This is a genomic window from Neobacillus paridis (assembly GCF_016765675.1).
GTDB lineage: Bacteria > Bacillota > Bacilli > Bacillales > Cytobacillaceae > Neobacillus > Neobacillus paridis.
In genome coordinates this window covers 1-525 of the sequence record NZ_JAESWB010000330.1, presented here as the reverse complement: position 1 = coordinate 525, position 525 = coordinate 1, and the positions used below count along the sequence as shown (strand labels likewise).

Genomic DNA, 525 nt, shown 5'->3' with positions numbered 1-525 from the left:
TGTTCATGCCTGGAAGTGGAAAACCAGCCGTTTCGTCGCCCTTCTCTCTATCGGCAGGCGATGACCATGCGAGAAATAGCGCCCACGACGCGATCCGCCCAACCGCAGGTCATGCCATGAAAAAACAGGAAGGTCCAGGGATATTTCCGAACGATCAGAACACGAAAGATCCGTCATCAAGTATTCGTTAATCGAATCATTGTGACGAAATTTAAACCACTCACCGAGGATATGCATATGAGCAATAAACACGAAAAACAGCCCGCCGGCGCCGCTGCGGATGCAGCTTCCGGCATTGCCATTGGCAGTGCCGCCTCAGGAGCTGCCGACGGGAGCGAGGCGCTGTCGGAAAACAGTCTTGATGCAGTGACCGGCGGAACTGGACACAACACACCCAAGGAATTTCATTTGAATATCAAAAATAAAAGCCTGGACATAATCATTGATCCAGAAAGTAAAGCGTTCCAGGCCGTCGTTGAGAATCCCAGGTCCGATTCAGGAAATGGAGGGAGTTGAGACCTGCCT

2 protein-coding genes are annotated in these 525 nt (G+C 51.4%); both read left to right on the top strand.

From position 1 onward, the window contains the following. The coding region (locus tag JK635_RS24450; RefSeq protein WP_235888247.1) for a hypothetical protein at nucleotides 1-191 on the top strand (191 nt) is incomplete at its 5' end. Nucleotides 192-237: 46 nt separating this feature from the next. Next, entirely contained in the window at nucleotides 238-516 is a 279-nt protein-coding gene (locus tag JK635_RS19725) for a hypothetical protein (RefSeq protein WP_202655649.1), read from the top strand. Nucleotides 517-525: the final 9 nt, after the last annotated feature.